The organism is Yersinia sp. 1652 StPb PI (genome assembly GCF_041538345.1).
GTDB lineage: Bacteria > Pseudomonadota > Gammaproteobacteria > Enterobacterales > Enterobacteriaceae > Yersinia > Yersinia enterocolitica_E.
Genome location: NZ_JAULSM010000002.1, coordinates 472,803 through 497,845, shown reverse-complemented (window position 1 = coordinate 497,845; position 25,043 = coordinate 472,803). Strand labels below are relative to the sequence as shown.

Below are 25,043 nucleotides of genomic sequence, written 5' to 3'. Positions count from 1 at the left end.
AAATATAACGGGTATAGCTTATTTTTTCTTCACCGGACGCTGCCAGCCCTGAACATGGACTTGTTTAACACGGCTAAGCACTAACTCATTTTCCGCAATATCGCGAGTTACGGTAGTTCCCGCAGCGATAGTGGCACCCTTTGCAACAGTGACCGGCGCGACCAATTGAGTATCGGACCCAACAAACACATCATCGCCAATAATAGTTTTAAACTTATTAGCTCCATCATAGTTGCAAGTTATGGTTCCTGCGCCAATATTTACGCCCGAACCAATCTCGGCATCGCCCAAATAGGAAAGATGACCCGCTTTCGAGCCTTTACCCAAGCGGGTATTTTTGATTTCAACGAAGTTACCAACATGTGCGCCTTCAGCTAATTCAGCACCTGGGCGCAGGCGGGCAAATGGCCCAACAGAGCAGCCAGCATCCAGGCGTGAGTTTTCTAATACGCTGTATGGGCTAATGTCAGAATCATCACCGATCACACAATTTTTCAGTACGCATCCGCTACCAATACGAACCCGATCACCTAAAGTCACATGACCTTCAATGATGACATTGGTATCGATAGTAATATCACGACCATGTGTTAATTCTCCGCGCAAATCAAAGCGCGCGGGATCCAGTAACATTACACCGGCCAATAACAGTTTCTCAGCCTGCTCAGACTGGTATACACGCTCTAGAGCAGCGAGTTGCAGGCGGTTATTAACCCCTTCAACCTCACTCAACCGAGCGGGGTGAACCGCAGCAACCTTCTTACCATCAGCATGTGCCAATGCAATAATATCGGTGATATAAAACTCACCTTGAGCATTATTGTTATCCAGCAGTGATAGCCAGCGCTTTAGATCACGCCCATTAGCAACCAGTATTCCGGTGTTGATTTCATTAATTTCGCGCTGTACATCACTGGCATCTTTATGCTCAACAATCCCCACCACGTCGCCATTCTCACGCACGATACGGCCATAACCACTTGGGTTATCCAGCTTCACGGTCAACAAGCCAATGCCGCCTTGTGGCTTCGCCGCCAGCAGTCGCTGTAAGGTATCCACAGAGATCAACGGCACATCGCCGTATAGCATCAGCACATCTTCATCGTCAGCAAAGTGCGGTGCGGCTTGTTGCATCGCGTGCCCGGTACCCAACTGTTCTGCTTGTAATACCCAGTTCAAAGAGGGATCTGATAGCGTCTTTTTCAGCAGATCGCCGCCGTGCCCATAAACCAGATGAACGTTTTTTGCACCCAGCTTCATGGCCGCATCAATAACATGCTGAACCATCGGCTTACCTGCCAATGGGTGTAACACCTTAGGAAGGTCGGAATACATGCGTGTTCCCTTACCTGCGGCAAGGATGACTACACTCATTGAGCTGTTAGACATAAGCAACCTGATAACTCCAATTTAATAGACGGAAGTAAACCTGTTTAGCGAAATAATTACTACATATTTCTCAACGAAAAACGTACTCAACCCGCATGGTTAAAGGGTTGTTGCTACTCGTCATGTAACGAAAAAATGGGGCGAAAAGTGTCTGCGATCAGCGACGCTTCCCGTGCTGTTTTTGTCAAAACACATGTACATATTCACGCTATTAACCACTTATTTTACGACAAGAAACAAGAGTTTTCAGAAAGAAACGCTTTGAGTTTAGCTGAGGCTTAACTAAATAGTAGGAAAGCGGATTAAGGGATATAAACAAAAGGCGAGTATCGGTGTTATCTGGTGTATAGGTAAAAAAAATGCCAATCAGATTTACTGACTGGCATTCTATTTTTTATTTATACCTTCGTACTGGAAGTTGCAGTGGCGTTAGCTTGCTACCTACCTGCAACCCCAATGACCTGAGTATATATAGTAATTTTATAAATCAACGAGTCAACGCAACCCATCACTATAAAATTACATCGCCTTCCTGGTCAGTTCGATTACGCGTAATTTCGCAATCGCCTTCGCCAATTCAGCGGATGCCTGAGCATAGTCGACGTCGCCGTGGGAGTTGTTGATATGATCTTCGGCTTTACGCTTAGATTCCAGCGCCTTAGCTTCGTCCAGATCAGTTCCGCGAATAGCTGTGTCAGCCAATACGATCACAACGCTCGGTTGCACCTCAAGGATGCCGCCAGAAAGATAAATAAACTCTTCCTCACCGAACTGCTTCACGATACGTATCATGCCAGGCTTAATGGCAGTGAGCAGTGGGGCGTGACCCGGGAAAATCCCAAGTTCGCCTTCACTACCCGTCACCTGAATTTTTTGTACCACGCCAGAAAACATCTTCTTCTCTGCGCTCACAACATCCAGATGGTAAGTCATTGCAGCCATGTCACCCTCCAGTCAACAGCGTTACAGTTTCTTGGCTTTTTCCACTGCTTCTTCAATGGTGCCAACCATGTAGAACGCCTGCTCCGGCAAGTGGTCATAGTCGCCGTTCATGATGCCTTTGAAACCACGAATGGTATCTTTCAGCGAAACGAACTTGCCCGGTGAACCGGTAAAGACTTCTGCCACGAAGAACGGTTGAGACAGGAAGCGCTGAATTTTACGCGCACGGGATACAACCAGTTTGTCATCTTCTGACAACTCGTCCATACCCAAGATTGCGATGATGTCTTTCAGCTCCTGGTAACGTTGCAGAATAGACTGCACGCCACGCGCTACATCGTAGTGCTCCTGACCAACAACCAGCGGATCAAGCTGACGGCTGGTGGAGTCAAGTGGGTCAACCGCAGGGTAAATACCCAAAGAGGCGATTTGACGACTCAAAACGACGGTTGCATCCAAGTGAGCAAAGGTGGTTGCTGGTGATGGGTCAGTCAAGTCATCGGCAGGCACGTAAACGGCCTGAACAGAAGTGATTGAACCCGTCTTGGTGGACGTAATACGTTCCTGCAACACACCCATCTCTTCTGCCAGCGTTGGCTGGTAGCCTACCGCAGATGGCATACGACCCAGCAGTGCGGATACTTCCGTACCGGCCAAGGTATAGCGATAGATGTTATCGATGAACAACAGTACGTCACGACCTTCATCACGGAATTTCTCCGCCATGGTCAGGCCGGTCAGAGCAACGCGCAGACGGTTACCTGGTGGCTCATTCATCTGGCCATACACCAAGGATACTTTGTCCAGAACGTTGGAGTCCGTCATCTCGTGGTAAAAGTCGTTACCCTCACGAGTACGCTCACCCACACCGGCAAATACAGAATAACCTGAGTGCTCGATCGCGATGTTACGAATAAGCTCCATCATGTTTACTGTTTTACCAACACCCGCACCACCAAACAGACCCACTTTACCGCCCTTAGCGAACGGGCAAATCAAGTCCATTACTTTGATACCGGTTTCTAACAAATCTTGTGAGCTGGCAAGCTCTTCGTAAGAAGGCGCTTCACGGTGGATTGCCCAACGCTCTTCTTCACCGATCGGACCTTTCATGTCGATTGGGTCACCCAATACGTTCATGATACGGCCCAGAGTTGATTTACCAACCGGCACTTCAATTGGGTGTTCCAGGTTGATGACTTTCAACCCGCGGCTCAGACCATCGGAAGAGCCCATTGCGATACAACGAACAACACCACCGCCTAGCTGTTGCTGAACTTCCAGCACCAGCTTCTCAGCAGTGCCTTCAACCTCAAGGGCGTTGTACACTTTTGGTACAGCGTCTTGGGGGAATTCGACGTCCACTACGGCGCCGATTACCTGGATAATCTTTCCAGTAGCCATCTTGAATCCTCTACGTAATACGTTTACCCGTCATATTTCAAATTGCTGGGGCGTTGGCTGCTTTTTCTCACCCCAGTTGCTTACTTTATTAGCAAGCGCCAGGGGATTTGCTCAGTTGCCGCCGTTTCGCAATCTGAACTATTTAGGGTAATAACCTGGTTAAACCGCGGAGGCTCCCCCGACGATCTCGGTGAGTTCCTGAGTGATGCTGGCCTGACGAGCCTTGTTGTAAACCAACTGCAGCTCTTTGATCAGACTACCGCCGTTATCGGTGGCGGCTTTCATCGCTACCATTCGCGCGGCCTGCTCGCTGGCCAGGTTTTCAACGACGCCCTGATAAACTTGCGATTCCACATAGCGACGCAGGAGGGTATCCAGCAATGCTTTAGGATCGGGTTCATACAGGTAATCCCAGGATTTCTTCTTCAGCTCACCATCTTCCGCAGGCGGAAGCGGTAGTAGCTGCATGATCCGTGGTTCCTGAGACATCGTATTGATAAACTTGTTATTAACGATATACAGCTTATCCAGACGACCTTCATCATAGGCTTGCAACATCACTTTGACTGGCCCGATAAGCTCTGACAAGGAAGGGTTATCCCCCATGCCAGTAACCTGAGCGACAATCTTGCCACCCACGGAACCAAAGAAAGAAGCTGCTTTTGATCCAATCAGCGCTAAATCACATTCAACGCCTTTTTCAGACCAACCTTTCATCTCAGCCAACAGTCTTTTGAACAGGTTAATGTTCAAACCACCGCACAAGCCACGGTCTGTAGAAACCACCAGATACCCAACGCGCTTAACGTCACGCTCTTCCAGGTACGGATGTTTATATTCCAGATTACCTAACGCAAGGTGACCAATCACACTACGCATAGTTTCTGCATAAGGACGGCTGGCCGCCATGCGTTCCTGCGATTTACGCATTTTGGAGGCGGCAACCATCTCCATGGCTTTGGTGATCTTTTGCGTGTTTTGCACGCTGGCGATCTTGGAACGTATCTCTTTTGCGCCGGCCATTTCTGCTTCTCCTCATTACCAGACGGCCTGCTTTTCTAATGAAAAGCAAGGCCGCATAGCGTTACCAGGACTGGGTTGCCTTAAATGTATCAAGGATGCCTTTCAGCTTGCCCTCGATCTCATCGTTATACGCGCCAGTTTGGTTGATTTGTTGCAGAAGCTCGGCATGCTCACGGTCAGCAAACGCTAACAGCGCAGCTTCAAAGCTACCTACCTTCGCCAACTCAACATCACCCAGATAACCACGTTCAGCTGCGAACAGAACCAGAGATTGCTGCGCAACAGACATCGGTGCGTATTGTTTCTGTTTCAGAAGCTCGGTCACTTTCTGACCGTGGCTCAGCTGTTTACGTGTTGCATCATCCAAATCGGATGCGAACTGGGAGAACGCAGCAAGTTCACGATACTGTGCCAGAGCAGTACGAATACCACCGGACAGTTTTTTCATGATCTTGGTTTGCGCTGCACCACCCACACGAGATACGGAGATACCTGGGTTAACCGCAGGACGAATACCGGCGTTAAACAGGCTGGATTCCAGGAAGATCTGACCATCGGTAATCGAAATTACGTTAGTCGGAACGAACGCGGAAACGTCCCCTGCTTGAGTTTCAATGATTGGCAATGCGGTCAAAGAACCGGTTTTACCTTTCACTTCACCCTTGGTAAAGGCTTCAACGTAGTCGGCGTTAACACGCGCAGCACGCTCCAGCAAACGGGAGTGGAGGTAGAATACGTCGCCAGGGTAAGCTTCACGACCTGGTGGACGACGGAGCAGCAAGGAGATTTGACGATATGCAACAGCCTGTTTAGACAGGTCATCATAAATAATCAGCGCATCTTCACCGCGGTCGCGGAAATATTCACCCATAGCACAACCGGAGTAAGGTGCCAGGTACTGCAATGCTGCAGATTCTGAGGCGGTAGCTACAACCACAATGGTATTAGCCAAAGCGCCATGCTCTTCCAGTTTACGCACTACGTTAGCAACAGTAGAGGCTTTCTGGCCGATAGCAACATACACACATTTGATGCCGGAATCGCGTTGGTTGATGATCGCATCAATCGCCAAAGCAGTTTTACCTGTCTGACGGTCACCGATGATCAATTCACGCTGGCCACGACCAATTGGGATCATGGCATCCACTGACTTATAGCCCGTCTGAACAGGCTCATCAACGGATTGACGTTCGATAACGCCAGGTGCGATAGCTTCAACAGCTGAGAAGCCGTCGTTTTCTACCGGACCTTTACCATCAATAGGTTCACCCAGAGTATTGACGACGCGACCCAACAGGCCACGACCGACGGGAACTTCCAGGATACGGCCAGTACATTTAACCTTCATGCCTTCGGCAAGATCGGCGTACGGACCCATAACTACAGCACCTACGGAGTCGCGCTCCAGGTTCAGTGCGATTGCGTAACGGTTGCCTGGCAGTGCGATCATCTCGCCCTGCATAACATCGGCTAAGCCGTGTACGCGAATGATCCCGTCACTAACGGAAACAATAGTACCTTCATTGTGAGCTTCGCTCACCACATTGAACTGAGCAATGCGCTGCTTGATCAGTTCGCTGATTTCGGTGGAATTCAGTTGCATATGCTCCAGTCCCCTTAAGACTGCAAGACGTCCGCCAGGCGTTCTAGACGACCGCGAACGCTGCCATCTATCACCATATCGCCTGCACGTATTACTACGCCGGCCATTACGGACTTATCGATTTTGCAATTCAGCTTAACTTTGCGTGATAGACGTTTTTCCATCGCAGCAGCAATTTTAGCTAGCTGTTCGTCTTTCAGTGGGCTCGCAGAGCTCACTTCGACGTCGACGGTCGACTCCAGCGAGGCACGCAGTTGAATAAACTGCTGTAGCACCTCAGGAAGAACCAGTAAACGGCCATTCTCCGCCATAACTCGAATGAAGTTCTGTGCGGGTTCATCGAGCTGATCACCACAGACTGCAATAAACGTCTTAGACATTGTTTCAGGTGCTACAGCACCGGAAAGCAATTCAGCGATCTGTTCATTGCGCGTCACTTGGGCAGTAAACGCTAGCATATCCTGCCAACGATCAACCGCCTGGTGCTCAACAGCAAAGTCAAAAGCTGCTTTGGCGTAGGGGCGAGCTACAGTTACAAATTCAGACATCAGCCCCTCCCTCCTTACAGTTCAGCGACCAGTTTATCAACGATGTCGCTGTTAGCAGCTTCATCCACGGAACGTTCGATGATCTTCTCGGCGCCAGCTATAGCCAACATCGCGACTTGCTTACGCAACTCTTCACGAGCACGCTTACGTTCGGCGTCGATCTCTGCCTGCGCTTGCGCCACGATTTTGTTACGTTCCTGTTCGGCTTCAGTTTTAGCTTCATCAAGGATCTGAGCTTTGCGTTTACTTGCCTGCTCAATGATCACCTGTGCTTCTGCTTTAGCCTTCTTCAGTTGGTCGGTCGCATTGGCTTGCGCTAAGTCCAAATCTTTTTTGGCACGCTCTGCAGAAGAGAGACCGTCAGCAATTTCTTTTTGACGCTTCTCGATGGCAGCCATAATTGGCGGCCATATATACTTCATACAAAACAGGACAAACAGGACAAACGCGATGGCCTGGCCGAGGATTGTTGCGTTAAGATTCACAGCACAATGCCTCTTTAAAAGTTAATAGTTTGGTGTAGTTCACGGTAGAGAAAACTCTACTTACGCGACAGCAAACATCACGTACAGACCCAGACCAACAGCGATCATAGGGATGGCGTCAACCAGACCCATGACGATAAAGAACTGTGTACGCAGCAGAGGAATCAGGTCAGGCTGACGTGCAGCGCCTTCCAAAAATTTACCACCCAGGATGCCGATACCGATCGCAGCACCGATTGCCGCTAAACCCATCATTATAGCGGCAGCCATGTACAGCAGATCCATATTCAGGTTTTCCATGACAGTCTCCAGTTATTTCAGTTAAACGTAGTAATGTTATAAGAAAATCAGTGCTCTTCGGACGCCATCGACAGATAGACAATCGTTAGAACCATGAAGATAAAGGCTTGTAACGTAATAATCAGTATGTGGAAGATAGCCCAAGGTAAACTGAGCATCCACTGTGACCACCACGGCAACAGACCCGCAATAAGGATGAAGATCAACTCACCCGCATACATGTTGCCGAACAGTCGCAAACCGAGTGAAACGGGTTTGGACAGCAGGCTGACACCTTCCAGAATTAAGTTAACTGGAATAAATATCGGGTGATTGAACGGCTGCATCGTGAGTTCTTTTACGAAGCCGCCTACACCTTTCATTTTGATGCTATAGAACAGAATCAGGATGAAGACACCCAATGCCATGGACAAGGTAATACTCACGTCCGCAGTAGGTACCACGCGCAATGCAGGTAACCCAAAGACATGTTCACCGATGTAAGGCAGTAAATCGATTGGCAGTAAGTCCATCATGTTCATCAATAAAACCCAAACAAACACGGTCAGGGCTAATGGTGCTATGACTTTACTTTTGCCGTGGTACATATCCCGCACGCTGTTATCGACAAAACCGATAATTAACTCAACAGCAGTCTGCAATTTGCCAGGCACGCCACTGGTGGCACCTGCCGCAACTTTGCGGAACACAAACAGAAAAGCTAACCCCAGCACGACAGAGAAGAACAAAGAGTCAATGTTCAACGTCCAGAACGTTGCAGGGCCAGGTGAGTGGGGATTGACCAACTCAAAGGTACGCAGGTCCAACTGAAGGTTATTCAGGTGGTGACCTATGTAGTCCCTTGGAGTAGAGATTTCTCCTGATGCAGACATGATGCCTCTTACCCTTTTTGTAGTTAAATACGATAACGGTTAAGTACGGTAGCCGCTAATCACAGCCGGTGCCAATATCTGCACAATCAGCACCGCCAAATAGGTTAAACCGAGTGGCGCAAACGCTGCTTTAAACAGCCCCAAAGCCACAATCAGCAAAATTATCGTTACGATAACTTTTAACCCTTCGCCAATGGCAAACGACCACGCAACACGACCTGGAGCTGCTGTTTTTGCCTGATGGCGGCAAGCAAACAACATAAACATGGCGCTGGGCAACCAAGCCGCCAATCCTCCTGCCAGAGCAGAAGCACTCCATTCCAGGCTTTTAAAGCCAAAAGCAGCACTGAGAACAACAAAAGTCATTAACTGCAAAAACAGCAGCTTTCGTGCGATTTTCCCACTGTAAAGGGATACAGGCATGACGTTTGTTCTCTCCGAACCACACTAAGGGTATGCTGAGTGAGGTATAAAACTGCCTTTTACCCCATTGAGTCAAGCAGCAAAAAACGAGCAAATTATACGGGCCACTCAAACGAATTCAATCGATAAGTAGCGAAAAGGTGAACAATTATTTAAATTTTCTTCTTTCGGACTATTTTCACAAGAAAAGCCTCGGAATAAAGCCCCCATTTAATTGTCTGACGATTCCAACCATTATCAATAAAGCGTGCAACTGATCACAAAACTTAAAACAAACTGATTTATATCCCATAAAGCTTCTGTTTGTCTTTAACGAAAAGAGCCATTAAAAAGTTTTATAAATCATAATGTTAAAATTAAACTATTATCGAACAACTTATCTACTTAGTAAAAACTTCCCGTTGACATTTCAGATAATAATCAAGCAACACTTCGTCTACATAAAAAGAGTGATGGCACAGCTAAAGTAATGACTAAAGTGACTATTTGCCAGCTTTCAATATAGTTATGCCATCTGTTATCGCTGTTTTTGTAAACAACACGTAAAATATAATCTGCCGGTACGATAGTAAGCGAAGAAATACTTATCGATATTAAAAATAATAAATACGATAATTTTCCTACCATCCACCAAGGATTTATTACATTTTTTTGATAAATAGCAAAGTTAGTTTGACTTAAGAATGACCAGATGGCGTTCACCTTCCAACTCTGGCACCTGCAATCGCACGACCGATTCAAGGCTAATACCCTCCGGCAGTACGGCTAACTCATCGTCCGGCCTCACCCCTTTAAGCGCATAAAAGCGCCCTTCAGGCTTAGCTGGCAAATGATGACACCAAGACAGCATATCTTGTAGAGATGCAAATGCACGGCTTATTACACCATCAAATGGCGGTTTTGCGGCAAAGTCCTCAACTCGGCTTTGCACTGGCTCAATATTATTTAAGCCCAGTTCGTGCTGTACCTGACGCAAGAAGCGTACACGTTTACCCAAGCTATCTAGCAACGTAAAGTGCGCAGTAGGCCGTACAATTGCCAGCGGTATCCCAGGAAGCCCAGGGCCGGTGCCCACATCAATAAACCGGTCACCCTGCAAATGTGGGTTAACCACAATACTATCCAGAATATGTCGCACTAGCATTTGCTGTGGGTCACGAACAGAAGTCAGATTGTAAGCTTTGTTCCACTTATGCAGCAGTTCTACATAGCCTATCAACTGTAATTTTTGCTGTTCAGGTAACACAATAGCTGCGGCATTTAGCAGGGAATCTAATTTTTTTAACACAACAATATCCTCTGACTAAGCTCGTTCAGTCAGCATGAAAAGGGCCGGGATGAGGAATGATAATCTAGCTTGGCAGTGGTTTGAACCGTTAGTTGTGGCCTGAAGCAAAGAAGAACTTACCTGCACTGCTTATCCCTTAGCAATGCAGGCAAACGTCGGTTGTTAGGCACTACGGCGTAACAACCCCTGTTTTTTCAGCCAAACCAATAAAATAGAGATTGCTGCTGGGGTAATGCCAGAAATACGCGAGGCTTGTCCGATTGAGTTAGGTTTGTGATCGTTCAGTTTAGCGATGACTTCGTTCGATAAACCAGACACCTGACGATAATCCAGATCAGCCGGCAGTAGAGTATTCTCATTGCGCAGTTGTTTTTCAATTTCTTCCTGCTGACGCGCGATATACCCTTCATATTTAACCTGAATTTCAACCTGATCCGCAGCTTGTGGATCTGTTAATGCTGGGCCAAAAGAGGTTAGGGTTGTCAGCAAACGATAATCAATTTCAGGCCGACGCAGTAATTCTTCACCATTGGCTTCTTTAGACAACGGCGATTTCAGTAATGCATTGATCTCAGAAACATTTTCTGAGTGTGGATGTACCCAGATATCACGCAGACGTTGGCGTTCTTTTTCAATTTGTTCAATTTTCTTGCTGAAATGTGCCCAACGAGCATCGTCAACCAGCCCTAATTTACGGCCCATCTCAGTCAGGCGCAGGTCCGCGTTATCTTCGCGCAGCATCAAGCGATATTCTGCGCGTGAGGTAAACATGCGATACGGTTCTTTGGTGCCAAGGGTGCTTAAATCGTCCACCAGCACGCCAAGGTAAGCTTCATCGCGGCGAGGTGACCATCCATCGTCATCGTTAGCGAAGCGGCCCGCATTAAGCCCTGCAAGCAGCCCTTGAGCCGCTGCTTCTTCATAGCCGGTAGTGCCATTGATTTGCCCAGCAAAGAACAGACCGTGGATATATTTGCTTTCCAAGGTAGGTTTCAAATCACGTGGATCAAAGAAATCATATTCGATGGCATAACCTGGTCGAATGATCCGGGCATTTTCCAGCCCTTTCATTGAACGGACGATTTGCATCTGTACATCGAAAGGCAGGCTGGTTGAAATACCGTTCGGATAGATCTCATTACTGGTCAGACCTTCTGGTTCAAGGAAGATCTGGTGTGAATTACGATCAGCGAAACGCATGACTTTGTCTTCGATCGACGGACAGTAGCGTGGCCCGATCCCTTCAATGATCCCGGCATACATTGGGCTACGATCCAAGTTATTGCGGATCACTTCATGCGTTTTTTCATTGGTATACGTAATGTGGCACGCCATCTGCTCAGGGTGTTGATCGGCATGACCCAGGAAAGAGAATACTGGAATAGGCGTATCACCGAACTGAGGGGCCAATTGGCTAAAATCAATGGTCCGCGCATCAATACGTGGTGGAGTACCGGTCTTAAGGCGATTAACGCGCAGTGGTAATTCACGCAAACGCTGTGACAATGAGATGGATGGCGGATCACCAGCACGGCCACCACTGTAGTTCTGAAGACCGATATGAATTTTTCCGTCGAGGAAAGTACCAACGGTTAATACCACTGCTTTCGCCCGGAATTTAAGACCCATTTGGGTGACTGCACCCACAACGCGATCATTTTCAACAATCAGATCTTCAACTGGCTGTTGAAAGAGAGTCAGGTTTGGCTGGTTTTCCAATGCAGTACGTATTGCCTGCCGATACAGAACACGGTCAGCCTGAGCTCGGGTCGCTCTTACCGCTGGCCCTTTGCTGGCGTTTAGTATCCTAAACTGAATACCCGCCCGGTCAGTCGCCATGGCCATCAGGCCACCCAGAGCATCGATCTCTTTTACCAAATGTCCCTTACCGATACCGCCAATCGCTGGGTTACAAGACATTTGTCCCAGTGTGTCGATGTTGTGCGTCAGCAATAAGGTCTGACGTCCCATGCGTGCCGCTGCCATTGCAGCTTCCGTGCCGGCATGGCCACCACCAATGATGATGACGTCAAATTGATCTGGATAAAACATGGTACTGCACCTCGCCGTTATGCGAATTTCTGTGTTTGCCCTGGGGTGGGGGATTCTACTCAAGTTTAGACTTTCGACCAAGCGGCTTAGGATCCCCCTTAATTAAAAGAAGATCTTTTTATTTAAAGATCTCTTTATTAGATCTCTTATTAGGATCATGATCCTCTGTGGATAAGTGATTATTCACATGTAAGATCATAGTATTAAGGAAGATCGTTTGCTGTGAATGATCGGTGATCCTATTGCGTATAAGCTGGGATCTAAATGGCATGTTATGCACAGGCACTTTGGAGTACCAAGGTTGTTATGTGGATATGTACCGGTTTTACCCTGCTTTTAAGCATACTTATCCACATTCGTTCGCGTGATCTTTAATCAAATTAGAGCAAATTAATCCAATTTTTGACCCAAACCTCTGCCGGATCCTCGGGAATTTCATGTTGGATGACGTCAATTTCTAAAATATCACCCAAACGTTTGGCGCCTTGTGCGATCAATTGTTGATCCAATGCTCTCACTGCACCGCAGAAAGTGTCATATTCTGAACTGCCCAAACCAACAGCACCAAAGTGCACTTGAGAAAGATCAGGCTTCTGTTGTTCGATTTGTTCTAATAATGGTTGAAGGTTATCTGGGAGATCACCCGCACCGTGGGTTGATGTGACTATTAGCCACGTACCCTCAAGCGTAAGCTCGTCTAATTCAGGGCCATGCAGCGTCTCTGTAGAAAAACCTGCTTCTTCTAATTTCTCAGCTAAATGTTCAGCAACATATTCAGCGCTGCCGAGTGTACTGCCACTGATCAAGGTAATGTCAGCCATAAAGAACCCAACCGAAGTAAAGAGCCGGTATTGTACGCTGTGAATCAGCTGGGATCTACCTGTGGATAATGTGGGTATAGTTATTTAGTGCTCAAGGCACAATGGTACGCATGATGGGGTTTTGCAGGGAGATAAGTGTCTCCGTTGACTGGATCTCATCGATAGTCTGGATCTTGTTGATAAGTACCTGCTGGAGCGCATCTATTGACTTACACATCACTTTAATAAAAATGCTGTAGTGGCCGGTGGTGTAATAGGCTTCTACAACTTCTTCTAAACCTTCCAGTTTTTTTAGTGCCGACGGGTAGTCTTTGGCACTTTTCAAAATAATACCGATAAAGCAACACACGTCATACCCGAGTTTTTTTGGATTAACGTGAACACAAGCCGCGGTAATGATCCCTGCCTGGCGCATTTTCTCCACTCGCACATGGATAGTTCCTGGACTCACGCCAAAATTTTTTGCCAATTCAGCATAAGGTGTGCGCGCATTTTCCATTAATGCGTTCAGGATGCCGCGATCGAGATTATCGATTTGATAAATTTCACCCATATTTGCCTACTTTTTTTAACGATTAGTTAATTTAAGACCCATAAAAATGAATGATTAAAAGTGAAAAGGCAATATTGTTTGTTGGATATTGAATTTAACCCTCATTCTGTTGCTTAATCGATGTCAAGCCAGGTGGCATAACCTAATTAGCATAATCAGTAATAACGAATCGAGAAAACGGCAATGAAAAAACAATTTATCCAAAAACAACAACAAATCAGCTTCGTAAAATCATTCTTTTCCCGTCAATTAGAACAACAACTGGGTCTGATTGAAGTACAGGCACCAATCCTGAGTCGTGTGGGTGATGGTACTCAAGATAACCTTTCAGGTTCAGAGAAAGCCGTTCAGGTAAAAGTGAAGACATTGCCGGATGCAACTTTTGAAGTCGTTCATTCATTAGCTAAATGGAAACGCAAAACCTTGGGTCGCTTTGATTTTGGTGCTGACCAAGGGATATATACTCATATGAAAGCATTGCGCCCTGATGAAGATCGCCTAAGTGCTATTCATTCTGTGTATGTTGATCAGTGGGATTGGGAACGCGTGATGGGCGATGGTGAACGCAACCTGGCTTATCTGAAATCCACTGTTAACAAGATTTATACCGCTATTAAAGAAACTGAAGTGGCGATCAGTGCTGAATTTGGTGTGAAACCATTCCTGCCAGAGAATATTCAGTTTATCCACAGCGAAAGCCTGCGCGCTCGCTTCCCTGACCTGGATGCTAAAGGCCGCGAACGTGCGATAGCTAAAGAGCTGGGAGCTGTATTCCTGATTGGTATCGGTGGTAAATTGGCTGACGGTAAATCTCATGATGTGCGAGCGCCAGATTATGATGACTGGACGTCGCCGAGTGCTGAAGGTTTTGCGGGCTTGAACGGTGACATTATTGTCTGGAACCCTGTTCTTGAAGACGCGTTTGAAATCTCATCCATGGGGATACGTGTTGATGCTGAGGCACTTAAACGCCAATTGGCACTGACTTCTGATGAAGATCGTCTGAAACTGGAATGGCACCAATCACTGCTGAGTGGTGAAATGCCGCAAACTATCGGTGGCGGTATCGGCCAGTCTCGTTTAGTGATGTTATTGCTGCAACAGCAACATATCGGTCAGGTTCAATGTGGTGTATGGGGGCCAGAAATTAGCGAGAAGGTTGCAGGCCTGCTGTAAATCCCCTTCATACTTGATGTTGTAGGGTTGTTAGCGGCGCGCACTCACCTGAATCACTTACTTGAGTAAGCTCATCGGGGTTTGTTCGCTTGCTGCCTACCTACAACACCAATTATATTGGGTATTGATTCCCAATATAATTGCGGGTTTTTAATCTATGCTGTAGTGATATATAAATATTTTAAATATCACTATATGCAAGGTTGTTGATGTTATGGCCCTTTTTCATCCTATAAAGCACTATTTACACGCTCGGCCACGATTGTTGTTTTCGCTTGGCGCGGGTGTTGTCACTTATTTCCTGCTGCCAACACATTACTCGGTATTGCTGCGCCTAATGGTGAGTTGGAATGTTTCCGCCTGGCTTTATTTACTGTTTTTATGGTTGCAATTATTACGCACTGATTCGACGAAAATCAGCAAAATAGCCCGGGTGCAGGATGAAAGTGCCAGCATGGTGTTGAGTATTGTCAGCATGGCGTGTCTGGCCAGTATTCTGGTTATTTTATTTGAATTGAGCACGGCGAATCAGCTCTCTGGCTCTGCCAAGGCGTTCCATTTGGTCCTGACAGGGCTGACGTTATTGGTTTCATGGTTATTATTATCCACCGCTTTTACTATGCATTACGCACATTTGTTTTATATGCGCCGCGATAAATCAGAAACGGTTCTACCGTTACTTTTCCCCAAAGAGATAACCACGCCTTCCTATTGGGATTTCCTTTATTTCTCATTTACCATTGGTGTGGCTTGCCAAACTGCCGATGTCTCTACCGGCACGTCAGATATCCGCCGCGTAGTGCTCTTGCAGTCAGTGTTATCATTTATCTTTAATATGACGATATTGGGGTTGTCGATAAACGTTGGTGCCGGCCTGCTTAACTAGCGCTTCCAGCGGCGCATCAAGCGGCTTTTTAGCCCAGTATCAAAACGCCAGATATGATCGAAAATTCGCATGATACCGGGCTTACCATACGCAGACATGGCAACAGCATGAAAACGGTGCTGGTGGGCTTGTTGCTGGATTTTAATCTTTCTGACTAATTCGTCTGGTAAACGTTGGGCGATAAAATCTGAAATGATCACTGCATCTGCGTCATACCATTCTCTATCTTCCATTTTATTTAATGTGCTGGCTAAGCAAGCAGCCAGATCGGTACCTCCGCGAAAATGTTGGCCAAGAAAACGAATCGCCTGCTCAATACCACTGGCAGCAGATAGCTCGTAGTGAATTATTTCAGTGGCAAATAGCATGATGTAACAGCGGCGATTATCTGCCAGTGCAATTCGAAGCAGAGCCAGACAAAATGCTTTGGCACATTGTTCGTTAAATCCGCCCATGGAGCCTGAGGTATCGACACAGACGATAAAAGGGCCGCGAGGGTGTTCATCATTGCTTTTAAGACTGACCGGGCGCTGTAAGGTTTTCTCCTGCCAGTTGTCACCCTGCAAACGGTAAGTGAGTAAGCGGCGCTCCAGTAAACGGCGATAAAACTCAAATTCCAGCTCGCTCATCCCTAACATCACCAGTTCAGTCGGGAGCAATCGCAAAATATCATTGCTTTGATGAATGCCACTGACCTCCTCTGGCACCGTATCGGGCTGGCGGACCATGACAGTATAAGGTTCGTAGCGAGCCTCTGGTGTCGGTTGTGCCTTTGCTGAACGGCTACGACCCAATTGCTCGGCCAGTTGTTGTAATTCGGGTTGTTGTTGTAGAAAGTCACCGTATTGCAGTAGCAATTGATAATCGCCACGCTGTAAGTGGCCCTGACTCATATCCCAAAGCCGCCCTGCCGCCCCATCATTGGTTGCCAGTACAGGTTCTAATGCCCCACTGAGCGCCAATCTCTGCTGGAGTTCAGCCAGAAGTTGTTCCCGCTCTTGCTCAAGTAACTGGTGATGAATGGTGATGGTTTGTAGCGTTAGGCTGACACGCCAACGCTGTAAAAATAAGGCTTGTAAACTATCGCCGGGTTGAGGGTTTCTGGCTAAATCAGCGGTTTGTAGCAATGTATTGGCTTGTGAAGCAAAGGGCGATTGCCATTGCTGTAACTGAGCCACAATATCTGGCAGATGCGCATAAAATAGTGGGCTACTTTCCAACAGGCTTTGTTGGTATAGGGAAAACTCATTTGCCAGAGCATCTGGGGCTTTAGCCTCGCGGATACGCTGCTGTAAGTTTTGCTTCCAACCAGGAATATCTTTCATTAGCGCCCGTTTAATTCGCGGGAATTTTTCGAAAAATAGTGCTAATTGAGGTGACGCCAATAGCCCGATCACCATCTCTTCGATAAGCTCACCCTCACTTATCGATAGCAGCATATCCAATGTTGCCAGGCTGAGCATCTGTCAGTGTCCGCGCATTTTTTGCTGTTGCTGTTTAAGTTGTTCTGCCACCTGCAACAAGCTGGCCTCGACTTTGGCAAGCCATGAGGAGGGAGTGAATAAACACGGCTGGTGTTGGCTGAATAGCCGCCGCTGTTCGGCAAGACTATGTTCTACTGTGGTTAATTCCACCAGCAATTCCGGGGGAACACTGGCAGTTGCCGTACCCGGTTGGGAAAGTGTGGAGGGTTGGCGGCTGATATCTAGTATCGTTATATGCAATTGATCATCAATTTCTGCATCAATGGATTGGGCATAACCGACACCATTTAATTTAGCGCGCAAGCTCCCTCCTTTGTTCAACCATTGAGCGAGGGCATCTTTTTCTATTTGCAAATGGGTAACTTGAATATCATGCAGGCTGAGCGGTTTTTGCAGCAAAAGCGTCAAAGTGCTGTCTGTCAGGTCGTCTGGTAGAGCATATTGGGGTTTGCGGCTGAACATACCGCTTTGTTTGACGATGGTTAACGCTTGATGGTCACTTTGCTGTTGTTGGTGCTGTAACCACTGACCCTGAACATGTTGTAGTTTCATTAACAGGTTTTGCTGTTGATATCCCTGCTCGGTTAATAACTGTTCAAGCTGCTGTTGCAGCAGCTTAAGCGAACTGAGGTCATGCCACAGGCAATCTTTCAGCAAGATTAAGTCGATGGGTGTCACTTCACTGCGGCCACTAAAGAAAGCACTGGCTTGTAACAGGCGTAGCGCTTTTTTCCAACGTCTATCTGAGACATAGGGCGCTTGTTCTTGCGCACTGAGCCGTTGACGTAACTGAAAAATAAGCTCAAAACAGTGATCCGGTAAGGTGATTTTGTCGATCAACGGTTGCCACTGATAGAACTCTTCATCGCTGATACTGAGATTTTCTGCCACCGGATTATGATTTTCATTCTGTCGGCTGAGCAGTAGTGAGCGGAAGTTCTGCTTCTCTTGTACGCGATCCAGCCATAGGCGGATCAACATGCGGTCATAAAGTGCTTCCAGGCTACTATCAGCGTCAGGCAGCTCGTTAGAGGCAGTAACGAGTAATCGCATAGGGATGCTGTCTTCCCGATCACCATTTCTAAAGCGCCGTTCATTAATCGCTGTCAGTAAGGTGTTCAGAATTGCCGGGCCGGCTTTCCAAATCTCATCCAAAAAGACGATTTCAGCCTCCGGCAGGTAACCGCCTGTCATCCGTTGATAGCGTCCCTCCTCTTTCAATGCCTGAATCGAGAGGGGGCCAAACACCTCTTCCGGTGTTGAGAAACGGGTCATCAGATATTCAAATGCACGGGCATTACGGAAGGCAAATTTCAGGCGGCGGGCAATCAGGCTTTTGGCAATTCCCGGTGGGCCGAGCAAAAAAACACTCTCGCCACTGAGGGCGGCCAGCAAACATAAGCGGATAGCTTCCTGTCTTTCATACAGACCACTTTCAAGGGCGCTGCTTAAGCGGGAGATTCTTTCTGCTAATTGTGATGATTGCGCCATAATTGTTCTACATGTTCCGTTAGTTGATTGATTTTTACCTGATAAAAAGGAATAAACCATCTTTTCTTCATGGGATCGCTGGTTTTATTAATAAGATAGTTCGTTGATTCGTAGAATTTTTATATCATCAGTTATTTGTAGTTGATGAATTTTCGCTCTGTTAGGTGCCTATTTAAGAGTAGGCAATCCATTGAAATCGTGCATACTGTGCGCCTTTTGGTGGGCGTATAAACAATACAGAACCGAGGATTAAGGTTCTTAAACGCACGCATCAGCTTATGGATGTTCTAGCAAAAAGAAATCAATTATGAGCACAGAACATAAACAGTCTTTATCGGCGGTAACCCTGGCAGCAATAGGGGTAGTTTACGGTGATATTGGTACCAGCCCGCTCTATACCTTGAGAGAGTGCTTTTCTGGTCATTATGGTTTTGATGTCCGCCCGGACGTGGTGTTTGGCTTTTTATCGCTGATTTTCTGGATGCTTATCCTGATAGTCTCGATTAAATATCTTACCTATGTCATGCGGGCCGATAACGCCGGCGAAGGGGGGATTTTAACGTTAATGTCTTTGGCTGGGCGTAATACCTCTTCCAGAGCCACCTCAATACTGGTGATTCTCGGGTTAATTGGCGGCAGTTTCTTTTATGGTGAGGTGGTCATCACCCCGGCAATATCCGTTATGTCGGCCATTGAAGGGCTAGAAATAGCAGCCCCAGCATTAGACCCTTATATTGTTCCCTGCTCCATTGCGGTACTCACTCTGTTGTTTGTGATTCAAAAGCACGGTACCGGCAGTGTCGGTAAATTATTCGCTCCCGTGATGCTGGTCTGGTTTCTGACGATCGCACTACTTGGTTTACGCAGTATTATTGCGAATCCAGAAGTATTGGTTGCGCTGAATCCTAAATGGGCGATAGGTTTCTTTGCTGAATATAAAACCGTGTCGTTTTATGCGCTTGGTGCCGTCGTATTGGCGATAACCGGGGTGGAAGCCTTATATGCAGATATGGGCCATTTTGGTAAATTCCCTATTCGTTTAGCTTGGTTTACCGTGGTTTTGCCCTCATTAGTACTGAACTATTTTGGTCAGGGTGCGTTATTGCTGAAAAACCCTGAAGCCATCAAAAACCCCTTCTTCTTATTAGCCCCTGATTGGGCATTGATTCCGCTGTTAATTCTGGCGACGCTGGCGACCGTTATTGCCTCGCAGGCGGTTATTTCCGGTGTCTTCTCGCTCACCCGACAGGCGGTTCGCTTAGGCTATTTACCGCCAATGCGGATTATTCATACCTCCGAAATGGAATCTGGCCAGATATATATCCCGGTCATTAACTGGACTCTCTATCTGGCGGTGGTATTGGTTATTGTGGGCTTCGAACGTTCCAGTAACCTGGCGGCCGCGTACGGTATCGCCGTAACCGGTACCATGGTGATAACCAGTATTCTGTTCTGCATCGTGGCATTGAAAAACTGGCACTGGAATCGGGTATTTGTCGGCATCTTACTGGTGATTTTGCTGATTATCGATGTCCCTATGTTCTCTGCCAATGCGTTGAAATTGTTCTCAGGTGGTTGGTTGCCAGTGTCTCTGGGGCTGGTGATGTTTATCATCATGACTACCTGGAAAAGTGAACGTTTCGGTTTGCTGCGTCGAATGCATGAACACGGTAATTCACTGGAAGCGATGATTGCTTCATTGGAAAAATCCCCCCCGGTGCGGGTTACGGGTACTGCTGTGTATATGTCGCGTGCAATGAATGTTATTCCCTTCGCGCTGTTGCATAACCTTAAACATAATAAGGTGTTGCATGAACGGGTTGTGCTACTGACATTGCGGACTGAAGATGCGCCGTATGTGCACAATGTGAACCGGGTAACCATCGAACAACTCTCCCCGACGTTTTGGCGAGTGGTGGCCAGTTATGGTTGGCGTGAAACACCGAATGTGGAAGAAATCTTCCATCGCTGCGGCCTGGAGGGGTTGCCATGCCAGATGATGGAAACCTCATTCTTTATGTCCCATGAGTCGCTAATCCTTACCAAGCGGCCGTGGTACCTGTTCCTGCGCGGTAAGTTATTTATCGCACTCAGTCGGAATGCGCTGCGTGCTGCTGACCAGTTTGAGATCCCACCGAATAGGGTGATTGAGCTTGGGACGCAGGTAGAGATTTAATCTGAAAGGCCGTTATGATTAACGGCCTTTTTTGTACCTATTCTTCTTCTTTTTCCACTGTTCAGCGAAACGTTTCGATGGCGATCACAATTTCATCAAATTGGGTTTGCCTTCTGCGGCTATTTTTCTAAACTCAGTATCAGCGAAACGTTTCGCTGTTGGAGTAGAAAATGAAAAAAGGCGCATTACTTAATTCTGATATTTCCGCTGTTATCTCCCGCCTGGGCCATACCGATCAGGTTGTGATAGGTGATGCGGGGCTGCCGATACCGGCAACCACCACACGTATCGATCTGGCACTGACACGAGGCGTCCCTGGATTTCTTCAGGTTCTTGAGGTGGTAACACAAGAAATGCAGGTTGAAAGTGCAGTCTTGGCGGAGGAGATCGTTAAAAATAATCCGCAACTCCATGAAGCGTTACTCGCGCAACTATCACAACTTGAGCAGCACCAGGGAAACCAAATTGTTTTGCGCTATATCAGCCATGAGGCTTTTAAAGAGCAAACCAAACAAAGCCGGGCAGTGATCCGTAGCGGGGAATGTTCCCCCTTTGCTAATGTCATTCTCTGTTCCGGCGTAACCTTCTGAGGCATTTATGCAACCTTTGCTGCAACTTAAAGGGATTGATAAAGCCTTTCCCGGCGTTAAAGCACTCTCCGGTGCCGCACTGAGTGTCTATCCCGGCAGGGTGATGGCACTGGTAGGCGAAAATGGCGCTGGAAAATCGACCATGATGAAAGTGCTGACCGGCATCTACAGTAAAGATGCTGGCAGTCAGTATTTTATGGGTAAGGAAGTGGCGTTTAATGGCCCAAAAGACTCGCAGGAAGCGGGCATTGGCATTATTCATCAGGAACTTAACCTGATTCCTCAATTAACTATCGCAGAAAACATCTTCTTAGGGCGTGAGTTTGTTAATCGTTTTGGCAGCATCGATTGGAAAAAGATGTATGCCGAAGCCGATTTACTGCTGGCGCGCCTTAATATCAGTTACAGCAGCCATCGGCTGGTGGGTGAGCTTTCCATTGGTGATCAGCAAATGGTGGAGATAGCCAAAGTGCTGAGCTTTGAATCCAAAGTGATCATTATGGATGAGCCAACTGATGCGCTTACCGATACTGAAACCGCCTCTCTGTTTAATGTGATTAAAGAGCTAAAGGCGGAAGGTCGCGGAATTGTTTATATCTCTCACCGGTTAAAAGAGATTTTTGAGATTTGCGACGACGTCACGGTATTTCGTGATGGGCAATTTATTGCCGAAAAACCGGTTGATAGTCTGACTGAAAACTCACTGATTGAGATGATGGTGGGCCGTAAGCTGGAAGAACAGTACCCGCGCTTGAATATACCCCGTGGTGAAAAGCGTTTGCAGGTCAAACAGCTCTGTGGCCCGGGCGTGAAAAATGTCAGTTTCACTTTATACAGTGGCGAAATTTTGGGGGTTGCCGGTCTGATGGGGGCTGGTCGCACCGAGCTGATGAAAATCATCTATGGCGCGCTACCGCGTAAATCAGGTTTTGTGATGTTGGATGGCCGCGAAGTTGTCACCCATTCACCACAAGATGGTCTGGCAAATGGCATTGTCTATATTTCTGAAGACCGCAAACGGGATGGTTTGGTACTTGGAATGTCAGTTAAAGAGAATATGTCTTTGACTGCATTGCGTTATTTTAGCCGTTCAGGTGGTTCGCTCAAGCATGCTGAAGAGCAGCAGGCGGTATCGGATTTCATTCGTTTATTTAATATTAAAACCCCGTCCATGGAACAACCTATTGGTTTGTTATCCGGTGGTAACCAGCAGAAAGTGGCTATTGCACGCGGTTTAATGACCCGCCCTAAAGTGCTGATCCTTGATGAACCTACCCGTGGTGTTGACGTCGGGGCTAAAAAAGAAATTTACCAATTAATCAACCAATTCAAACAAGAAGGGTTGAGCATCATTCTGGTTTCCTCAGAAATGCCGGAAGTGCTGGGCATGAGTGACCGCATTCTTGTGATGCATGAAGGCCAGCTAAGCGGCGAGTTCTCTATTGAACAGGCTACCCAGGAAGTGTTGATGGCAGCAGCCGTTGGCAAGCGTGATTTATTGAAAAATAATTTATTTACACTCTAAATAATTCGAGTTGCAGGAAGCCAACGCAAATGCGGCTTGAAATATGACGAGTAGAGCAGGAGTAATCAGATATGAGTTCCCAAGCTATCCAGACAAAACGCTGGTTCAGTAAAGAATGGTTATTAGAACAAAAATCACTGATTGCGCTGCTGGTGCTGATTGCTGTGGTTTCGTCACTAAGTCCGAACTTCTTTACCCTAAATAACATGTTTAACATTCTCCAGCAGACTTCTGTCAATGCCATTATGGCGGTGGGTATGACGCTGGTTATCCTGACATCCGGTATTGATTTGTCTGTCGGGTCATTATTGGCACTGACTGGCGCAGTAGCGGCATCTATTGTTGGATTGGAAGTGAATGCTTTGGTTGCCGTCGCCGCTGCATTGGCGCTAGGGGCATTTATTGGTGCCATAACCGGGGTCATTGTCGCTAAAGGTAAGGTACAAGCATTTATTGCCACTCTGGTCATGATGCTACTATTACGTGGCGTTACTATGGTTTACACCAATGGTAGCCCAGTAAATACCGGTTTTACTGATGTGGCTGATACTTTTGGCTGGTTCGGTATCGGGCGCCCATTGGGTATACCAACACCAATCTGGTTGATGGCTATCGTCTTTATTGCTGTGTGGTACATGTTGCACCACACTCGCCTGGGCCGCTATATCTACGCATTGGGTGGCAATGAGTCAGCAACACGGCTCTCTGGTATCAGCGTAGATAAAGTTAAGATTATTGTTTATTCATTATGTGGATTGTTAGCGGCACTGGCTGGGATTATCGAAGTGGCCCGCCTGTCGTCAGCACAACCTACAGCCGGTACCGGCTATGAACTGGATGCAATCGCAGCCGTGGTTCTTGGGGGTACCAGCCTTGCTGGGGGTAAGGGGCGGATCGTCGGCACCCTGATTGGCGCGTTAATCCTCGGCTTTTTAAATAACGGTTTGAATTTATTGGGTGTCTCCTCTTACTACCAAATGATCGTAAAGGCAGTGGTTATCCTGCTGGCGGTATTGGTAGACAATAAAAGCAGCAAATAACCTCCTAACTCCCTACAGGAATTGCGACCATGAAAATGAAGAAACTGGCTACCTTGATCTCTGTTGTTGCCCTGAGCGCCACCGTAAGTGCTAACGCACTGGCAAAAGACACCATCGCACTGGTAGTTTCCACCTTGAATAATCCGTTCTTTGTTTCAATGAAAGACGGCGCGCAAAAAGAAGCGGATAAACTCGGCTACAACCTGGTGGTATTGGATTCTCAAAACAATCCGGCGAAAGAACTGGCTAACGTGCAGGATCTGACAGTTCGCGGCACCAAACTATTGCTGATTAACCCAACGGATTCTGATGCAGTCGGTAACGCAGTTAAAATGGCGAATAAGGCCAATATCCCGGTTATCACGCTCGACCGTTTGGCAAACTCTGGCACTGTGGTGAGTCACGTTGCATCCGATAACCGTTTTGGTGGCAAAATGGCCGGTGATTTCATTGCCAAAAAACTGGGTAATGATGCCAAAGTGATTCAGTTGGAAGGGATTGCGGGTGCTTCTGCGGCCCGTGAACGTGGTGAAGGCTTCAAGCAGTCAATGGATCAACATAAATTCCAACTGTTAGCCAGCCAACCTGCTGATTTTGACCGTACTAAAGGTTTGAATGTGATGCAGAACCTGCTGACCGCTCACCCGAATGTTCAGGCTGTATTCGCACAGAATGACGAGATGGCATTGGGCGCACTGCGTGCCTTGCAAACAGCCGGTAAAACCGATGTGCTAGTGGTTGGTTTTGATGGCACCGACGACGGCCTTAAAGCAGTCCAAGGCGGCAAACTGGGCGCAACTATCGCTCAACGCCCTGATCAGATTGGTGTTATTGGTGTACAAACCGCTGATAAAGTATTGAAAGGCGAGAAAGTGCAGGCCGTTATCCCGGTAGATTTGAAATTAGTGACTAAATAATATCGAAAAGCAGGGCATATAACGCCGCTGCCCTAAAACGGAAAACAAAACGTTA

Annotated in this window: 23 protein-coding genes; 7 read left to right on the top strand and 16 right to left on the bottom strand. The window is 47.2% G+C overall.

Annotated features, from left to right (window positions below):
- Window positions 1-18: 18 nt before the first annotated feature.
- The 14 genes from glmU to asnC form a co-directional block, all read right to left on the bottom strand.
- On the bottom strand, window positions 19-1,389 hold the full coding sequence (glmU, locus tag Q2T71_RS18890; protein WP_372560178.1) for a bifunctional UDP-N-acetylglucosamine diphosphorylase/glucosamine-1-phosphate N-acetyltransferase GlmU: 1,371 nt from the start codon (window positions 1,387-1,389) through the stop codon (window positions 19-21).
- Window positions 1,390-1,908: 519 nt separating this feature from the next.
- On the bottom strand, window positions 1,909-2,331 hold the full coding sequence (locus tag Q2T71_RS18885) for a F0F1 ATP synthase subunit epsilon (RefSeq protein ID WP_004393020.1): 423 nt from the start codon (window positions 2,329-2,331) through the stop codon (window positions 1,909-1,911).
- Window positions 2,332-2,352: 21 nt separating this feature from the next.
- Entirely contained in the window at window positions 2,353-3,735 is a 1,383-nt protein-coding gene (atpD, locus tag Q2T71_RS18880) for a F0F1 ATP synthase subunit beta (RefSeq protein WP_083161584.1), read from the bottom strand.
- Window positions 3,736-3,894: 159 nt separating this feature from the next.
- Window positions 3,895-4,758, bottom strand: coding sequence for a F0F1 ATP synthase subunit gamma (gene atpG, locus Q2T71_RS18875; RefSeq protein ID WP_002220756.1), 864 nt, complete (start codon window positions 4,756-4,758; stop codon window positions 3,895-3,897).
- Between the two features lie 61 nt (window positions 4,759-4,819).
- Entirely contained in the window at window positions 4,820-6,361 is a 1,542-nt protein-coding gene (gene atpA, locus Q2T71_RS18870) for a F0F1 ATP synthase subunit alpha (protein WP_004703877.1), read from the bottom strand.
- A gap of 14 nt (window positions 6,362-6,375) precedes the next feature.
- Window positions 6,376-6,909 carry a F0F1 ATP synthase subunit delta gene (atpH, locus tag Q2T71_RS18865; RefSeq protein ID WP_372560177.1) on the bottom strand — a complete coding sequence of 178 codons (534 nt, stop codon included), beginning with the start codon at window positions 6,907-6,909 and terminating at the stop codon, window positions 6,376-6,378.
- A 14-nt stretch (window positions 6,910-6,923) separates the two neighbouring features.
- The gene (gene atpF / locus Q2T71_RS18860; protein ID WP_005186686.1) at window positions 6,924-7,394 is read right to left on the bottom strand and encodes a F0F1 ATP synthase subunit B; all 471 of its coding nucleotides are present in this window, start codon (window positions 7,392-7,394) and stop codon (window positions 6,924-6,926) included.
- Window positions 7,395-7,454: 60 nt separating this feature from the next.
- On the bottom strand, window positions 7,455-7,694 hold the full coding sequence (gene atpE / locus Q2T71_RS18855; protein ID WP_004393045.1) for a F0F1 ATP synthase subunit C: 240 nt from the start codon (window positions 7,692-7,694) through the stop codon (window positions 7,455-7,457).
- 47 nt (window positions 7,695-7,741) lie between these two features.
- Window positions 7,742-8,566 carry a F0F1 ATP synthase subunit A gene (gene atpB / locus Q2T71_RS18850; RefSeq protein ID WP_005161179.1) on the bottom strand — a complete coding sequence of 275 codons (825 nt, stop codon included), beginning with the start codon at window positions 8,564-8,566 and terminating at the stop codon, window positions 7,742-7,744.
- A gap of 39 nt (window positions 8,567-8,605) precedes the next feature.
- On the bottom strand, window positions 8,606-8,989 hold the full coding sequence (atpI, locus tag Q2T71_RS18845; RefSeq protein ID WP_032907978.1) for a F0F1 ATP synthase subunit I: 384 nt from the start codon (window positions 8,987-8,989) through the stop codon (window positions 8,606-8,608).
- Between the two features lie 667 nt (window positions 8,990-9,656).
- Complete coding sequence (gene rsmG / locus Q2T71_RS18840) at window positions 9,657-10,277, bottom strand: 16S rRNA (guanine(527)-N(7))-methyltransferase RsmG (protein ID WP_083161586.1); 621 nt, start codon at window positions 10,275-10,277, stop codon at window positions 9,657-9,659.
- 162 nt (window positions 10,278-10,439) lie between these two features.
- Window positions 10,440-12,329 (bottom strand): tRNA uridine-5-carboxymethylaminomethyl(34) synthesis enzyme MnmG, encoded by a 1,890-nt coding sequence (gene mnmG / locus Q2T71_RS18835; RefSeq protein WP_372560176.1) that lies wholly within the window; start codon window positions 12,327-12,329, stop codon window positions 10,440-10,442.
- A gap of 380 nt (window positions 12,330-12,709) precedes the next feature.
- Window positions 12,710-13,150: an FMN-binding protein MioC gene (mioC, locus tag Q2T71_RS18830; protein ID WP_005192870.1), complete on the bottom strand. Its 441-nt coding sequence runs from the start codon at window positions 13,148-13,150 to the stop codon at window positions 12,710-12,712.
- 91 nt (window positions 13,151-13,241) lie between these two features.
- A complete protein-coding gene (gene asnC, locus Q2T71_RS18825; protein ID WP_083161588.1) occupies window positions 13,242-13,703 on the bottom strand; it encodes a transcriptional regulator AsnC in 462 nt (153 codons plus the stop codon).
- Between the two features lie 183 nt (window positions 13,704-13,886).
- On the opposite strand from asnC, the gene asnA reads away from it, so the two are divergent.
- Together asnA and Q2T71_RS18815 are read left to right on the top strand one after the other, a co-directional pair.
- Complete coding sequence (asnA, locus tag Q2T71_RS18820; protein WP_372560175.1) at window positions 13,887-14,879, top strand: aspartate--ammonia ligase; 993 nt, start codon at window positions 13,887-13,889, stop codon at window positions 14,877-14,879.
- Window positions 14,880-15,093: 214 nt separating this feature from the next.
- On the top strand, window positions 15,094-15,765 hold the full coding sequence (locus tag Q2T71_RS18815; RefSeq protein ID WP_372560174.1) for a DUF1345 domain-containing protein: 672 nt from the start codon (window positions 15,094-15,096) through the stop codon (window positions 15,763-15,765).
- Here the strand turns inward: Q2T71_RS18815 and viaA are convergent.
- Both viaA and ravA read right to left on the bottom strand, forming a co-directional pair.
- Complete coding sequence (gene viaA / locus Q2T71_RS18810) at window positions 15,762-17,228, bottom strand: ATPase RavA stimulator ViaA (protein WP_372560173.1); 1,467 nt, start codon at window positions 17,226-17,228, stop codon at window positions 15,762-15,764. The genes Q2T71_RS18815 and viaA overlap by 4 nt on opposite strands.
- Before the next feature lie 3 nt (window positions 17,229-17,231).
- Window positions 17,232-18,740, bottom strand: coding sequence for an ATPase RavA (gene ravA, locus Q2T71_RS18805; protein WP_372560172.1), 1,509 nt, complete (start codon window positions 18,738-18,740; stop codon window positions 17,232-17,234).
- Window positions 18,741-19,047: 307 nt separating this feature from the next.
- On the opposite strand from ravA, the gene kup reads away from it, so the two are divergent.
- The 5 genes from kup (at window position 19,048) to rbsB (ending at window position 24,988) form a co-directional block, all read left to right on the top strand.
- On the top strand, window positions 19,048-20,916 hold the full coding sequence (gene kup, locus Q2T71_RS18800; RefSeq protein WP_372560171.1) for a low affinity potassium transporter Kup: 1,869 nt from the start codon (window positions 19,048-19,050) through the stop codon (window positions 20,914-20,916).
- 170 nt (window positions 20,917-21,086) lie between these two features.
- The gene (gene rbsD / locus Q2T71_RS18795; RefSeq protein WP_083161597.1) at window positions 21,087-21,506 is read left to right on the top strand and encodes a D-ribose pyranase; all 420 of its coding nucleotides are present in this window, start codon (window positions 21,087-21,089) and stop codon (window positions 21,504-21,506) included.
- 7 nt (window positions 21,507-21,513) lie between these two features.
- Entirely contained in the window at window positions 21,514-23,031 is a 1,518-nt protein-coding gene (gene rbsA / locus Q2T71_RS18790) for a ribose ABC transporter ATP-binding protein RbsA (RefSeq protein WP_083161599.1), read from the top strand.
- A 71-nt stretch (window positions 23,032-23,102) separates the two neighbouring features.
- A complete protein-coding gene (rbsC, locus tag Q2T71_RS18785) occupies window positions 23,103-24,071 on the top strand; it encodes a ribose ABC transporter permease (RefSeq protein WP_083161601.1) in 969 nt (322 codons plus the stop codon).
- Window positions 24,072-24,100: 29 nt separating this feature from the next.
- Window positions 24,101-24,988: a ribose ABC transporter substrate-binding protein RbsB gene (gene rbsB / locus Q2T71_RS18780; RefSeq protein WP_372560170.1), complete on the top strand. Its 888-nt coding sequence runs from the start codon at window positions 24,101-24,103 to the stop codon at window positions 24,986-24,988.
- The last annotated feature ends 55 nt before the right edge of the window (window positions 24,989-25,043 follow it).

Excerpts from the sequence above, each read along its gene's own strand:
- glmU (WP_372560178.1), bottom strand. The coding sequence starts at position 1,389 with ATGTCTAACAGCTCAATGAGTGTAGTCATCCTTGCCGCAGGTAAGGGA.
- Q2T71_RS18885 (WP_004393020.1), bottom strand. The coding sequence starts at position 2,331 with ATGGCTGCAATGACTTACCATCTGGATGTTGTGAGCGCAGAGAAGAAG.
- atpD (WP_083161584.1), bottom strand. The coding sequence starts at position 3,735 with ATGGCTACTGGAAAGATTATCCAGGTAATCGGCGCCGTAGTGGACGTC.
- atpG (WP_002220756.1), bottom strand. The coding sequence starts at position 4,758 with ATGGCCGGCGCAAAAGAGATACGTTCCAAGATCGCCAGCGTGCAAAAC.
- atpA (WP_004703877.1), bottom strand. The coding sequence starts at position 6,361 with ATGCAACTGAATTCCACCGAAATCAGCGAACTGATCAAGCAGCGCATT.
- atpH (WP_372560177.1), bottom strand. The coding sequence starts at position 6,909 with ATGTCTGAATTTGTAACTGTAGCTCGCCCCTACGCCAAAGCAGCTTTT.
- atpE (WP_004393045.1), bottom strand. The coding sequence starts at position 7,694 with ATGGAAAACCTGAATATGGATCTGCTGTACATGGCTGCCGCTATAATG.
- atpB (WP_005161179.1), bottom strand. The coding sequence starts at position 8,566 with ATGTCTGCATCAGGAGAAATCTCTACTCCAAGGGACTACATAGGTCAC.
- atpI (WP_032907978.1), bottom strand. The coding sequence starts at position 8,989 with ATGCCTGTATCCCTTTACAGTGGGAAAATCGCACGAAAGCTGCTGTTT.
- mnmG (WP_372560176.1), bottom strand. The coding sequence starts at position 12,329 with ATGTTTTATCCAGATCAATTTGACGTCATCATCATTGGTGGTGGCCAT.
- mioC (WP_005192870.1), bottom strand. The coding sequence starts at position 13,150 with ATGGCTGACATTACCTTGATCAGTGGCAGTACACTCGGCAGCGCTGAA.
- asnC (WP_083161588.1), bottom strand. The coding sequence starts at position 13,703 with ATGGGTGAAATTTATCAAATCGATAATCTCGATCGCGGCATCCTGAAC.
- asnA (WP_372560175.1), top strand. The coding sequence starts at position 13,887 with ATGAAAAAACAATTTATCCAAAAACAACAACAAATCAGCTTCGTAAAA.
- Q2T71_RS18815 (WP_372560174.1), top strand. The coding sequence starts at position 15,094 with ATGGCCCTTTTTCATCCTATAAAGCACTATTTACACGCTCGGCCACGA.
- viaA (WP_372560173.1), bottom strand. The coding sequence starts at position 17,228 with ATGCTCAGCCTGGCAACATTGGATATGCTGCTATCGATAAGTGAGGGT.
- ravA (WP_372560172.1), bottom strand. The coding sequence starts at position 18,740 with ATGGCGCAATCATCACAATTAGCAGAAAGAATCTCCCGCTTAAGCAGC.
- kup (WP_372560171.1), top strand. The coding sequence starts at position 19,048 with ATGAGCACAGAACATAAACAGTCTTTATCGGCGGTAACCCTGGCAGCA.
- rbsD (WP_083161597.1), top strand. The coding sequence starts at position 21,087 with ATGAAAAAAGGCGCATTACTTAATTCTGATATTTCCGCTGTTATCTCC.
- rbsA (WP_083161599.1), top strand. The coding sequence starts at position 21,514 with ATGCAACCTTTGCTGCAACTTAAAGGGATTGATAAAGCCTTTCCCGGC.
- rbsC (WP_083161601.1), top strand. The coding sequence starts at position 23,103 with ATGAGTTCCCAAGCTATCCAGACAAAACGCTGGTTCAGTAAAGAATGG.
- rbsB (WP_372560170.1), top strand. The coding sequence starts at position 24,101 with ATGAAAATGAAGAAACTGGCTACCTTGATCTCTGTTGTTGCCCTGAGC.